The following is a 3,420-nucleotide window of genomic DNA, read 5'->3' as shown; positions in this document are numbered from 1 at the left end:
CCTTCCTCACCAACCTCGCCCACCTCCACACCACCGGCCACCCCACCACCTGGCCCACCACCACCAACCCCCACACCATCAACCTCCCCACCTACCCCTTCCAACACCACCACTACTGGCTCAACCCAGCCAGCCCGGCCCTCGGCATGCGGCCCACCGACCACCCACTGCTGGGCGCCGCCGTCCCGATGGCGAACGAGCAGGGGGTGCTGTTCACCAACCGGCTCTCCACCCGCCTGCACCCCTGGCTGGCCGACCACGTCGCCGGTGGCGCCGTGCTGCTTCCCGGCGCGGCGATCGCGGAACTGGCGCTGGCCGCCGGCGCGCGGGTCGGCCTGGCGGCCGTACGGGACCTGACGGTGCAGGCGCCGCTGGTGCTGCCGGACAGCTGCGCGCTGCTGACCCAGGTGGTGGTCGGGCCCGCCGACGCAGCCGGTCACCGTCCGGTCGAGCTCTACGCACGACCCGACGACGACGCCGAATCCGCCTGGACCCGGCACGCCGCCGGCACCCTCGAGGCGTGGGACGCGGCAACCGCCCCGGCACCCACCGGCGCGTGGCCACCGCCGGGCGCGGTCACCGAGGACGTCGTCGACCTGTACGAGCGCCTCGCCGACCACGGGTACGCGTACGGGCCGGCCTTCCGCCGCGTCCGCGCGGCGTGGCGGCAGGGCGAGGACGTCTACGCCGAGGTCGCTGTCGACGACGCGGACGGCTTCGGCCTGCATCCCGCGCTGCTGGACGCCGCGTTGCATCCGGTCGTGGGGTTGCTGGCCGACCCGGCCCGCATGCTGCTGCCGTTCAACTGGTCGGGGGTACGCCTGCACGCGGCGGGCGCGACGGCTCTCCGGGTACGCGTCTCCCCGGCCGGGGCGGACACCGTACGGGTGTCCATGACCGCCGTGGACGGCAGCCCGGTCGCCGAGGTGACGTCGCTGGCACTGCGGCCGATGGCCCGGTCGGCGCAGACCAGCGGCGGCGCGGTCTACCGGCCGGAGTGGATCGTCGCGCCGGCCACCCAGGGCGCCGGCACCGTCGCGACGCTCGGCGACCTGCCGGCCCCGCTGGACGGCATGGACTCCTGCGCGGACCTGGACGCCGTGCACGCGCGGCAGCCCGACGTGGTCATCGCCTGCCCACCCGGCGACGACGGCGAGTCGCCCGCGGACGGCGCGCACACGACAACCCGCTGGGCGCTGCGGTTGCTGCAGGACTGGCTGGCCGACGATCGGCTCACCGGGTCGCGCCTGGCGATCGTCACCCGGGGTGCCGCGCCGGCCGCCGGGCGGCTCGACGATCTGGCGGGGGCGGCTGTCTGGGGTCTGCTGCGCTCCGCGCAGACCGAGCACCCGGGCCGGCTCGTCCTGCTGGACCTGGACGACAGCGCCACGCCGGACCTGGTCCGCGCGGCGCTGGCCGGGGACGAGCCGCAGGTCGCGATCCGCGACGGCGAGCTCCGCGTACCGCGGCTGCGACCGGCGGGGCCGACCCCGGCACCGGCCGGGCCGTACGACCCGGACGGCACCGTGTTGATCACCGGTGGCACCGGCGGTCTCGGTCTGCTGCTCGCGCGTCATCTCGTCGTCGAGCACGGCGTCCGACGGCTGCTGCTCACCAGCAGGTCGGGTGGTCGGGCCGAGGGACTGGCCGGTCCGCTCGCCGAACTGGCCGGGTACGGCGCCGACGTGACGGTGGCCGCCTGCGACGCCGCCGACCGGGCCGCGTTGGTCGAGGTGCTGGGCCGGGTTCCAGCCGGGCATCCGGTGCGGGCGGTGGTGCACGCGGCGGGCGTGCTCGACGACGGAACGGTGGCCACGCTCACGCCCGAGCGGGTCGACGCCGTGCTGCGCGCCAAGGTCGACGGCGCCTGGCACCTGCACGAGCTGACCCGGAAGCTGGACCTGACCGCCTTCGTTTTGTTCTCCTCCGTCGCCGGCACGATCGGGACGGCGGGTCAGGCCAACTACGCCGCCGCCAACACCTTCCTGGACGCGCTCGCCGAGCATCGACGCGCGAACGGGCTCCCGGCGACGTCGCTGGCCTGGGGCCTGTGGGAGCAGACCGCCGGGATGACGGCACGGCTCAGCGACGCGGACTTCGGCCGGATGACACGGGGCGGGCTCGCGCCGATGGCGGTCGACGCCGGGTTGGCGTTGTTCGACGCGGCATCGGCGTGGGACGAAGCGGTGCTGGTGCCGGCGCGACTGGACCTGCCGGCCATCCGCGCGCAGGCCCGGGCCGGGCTGCTGCCGCCCGTACTGTCCGTCCTGGCCGGTGACGCGGTCCGGCGGGTCGTGGCGTCCGGCGGCGATCTCTCCTGGACGGACCGGTTCGCCACGGCCGGCGAGGATGACCAGCGCCGGTTGGCCGTCGCGCTGGTCCGCGCCGAGGCGGCCGCCGTCCTGGGCCTGGGCAGCGTGGAGGCGCTTGACGAGCGGCGCCGGTTCAAGGACCTCGGTTTCGACTCGCTGACCGGTGTCGAGTTGCGCAACCGGCTCAACGCGGTCACCGGGCTCGGCCTGCCCGCGACGCTGATCTTCGACTATCCCGACTCCGACCGGCTCGCCGCGCACGTGTGGGAACAGCTGCGGGGGCCGGCGTACGGGGACCGGGATGCCCGGCCGGCGCCGGCCCTCGCGTCGGCCGACGAGCCGATCGCGGTGGTCGGCATGGCCTGTCGGTTCCCCGGCGGGGTGACCACGCCGGAGGAACTGTGGGACCTGGTGGCCGGCGGCCGGGACGCGATCACCGCGGTACCCCCCGGTCGGGGCTGGGACCTCGCCGACCTGTACGACCCGGACCCGGACCGGCCGGGCACGGTCTCGGCGCGGGAGGGCGGGTTCCTGGCCGGGGCGGCCGACTTCGACGCGGAGTTCTTCGGGATCAGTCCGCGTGAGGCGGCGGCGATGGATCCGCAGCAGCGGTTGTTGCTGGAGACGGCGTGGGAGGCCGTCGAGCGGGCCCGGATCGATCCGACCAGCCTGCGCGGCAGCCGCACCGGCGTGTTCTTCGGCGTGATCTACAACGACTACGGGACGCGGTTGCTGACCCTGCCCGGCAGCGGATTCGAAGGCTACTTCGCGACGTCCGGGATGAGCAGTGTGGCATCGGGGCGGGTGGCGTACACGCTGGGCCTGGAGGGTCCGGCGGTCACCGTGGACACCGCGTGCTCGTCGTCGCTGGTGGCCCTGCACCAGGCCTGCCAGGCACTACGCAGCGGCGAATGCGACCTGGTGCTCAGCGGTGGCGCGACGGTGATGACCACTCCGTCGATCTTCATCACCTTCTCGCGGCAGCGGGGGTTGGCGCCGGATGGGCGGTGCAAACCGTTCGGGGCCGGGGCCGACGGAACCGGCTGGAGCGAAGGCGCCGGAACCCTCCTACTGGAACGACTCTCCGACGCCCACCGCAACAACCACC

Annotated in this window: 1 protein-coding gene; it reads left to right on the top strand. The window is 74.7% G+C overall.

All coding sequences use genetic code 11. From position 1 onward, the window contains the following. Positions 1 to 3,420, top strand: a 3,420-nt coding sequence (locus C8054_RS31480) for a type I polyketide synthase (RefSeq protein ID WP_146180024.1), incomplete at both ends; no start/stop codon positions are given.

This window comes from Micromonospora sp. RP3T (assembly GCF_003027925.1).
Classification (GTDB): Bacteria; Actinomycetota; Actinomycetes; order Mycobacteriales; family Micromonosporaceae; genus Micromonospora.
This window is presented reverse-complemented; position numbering and strand designations above follow the sequence as displayed.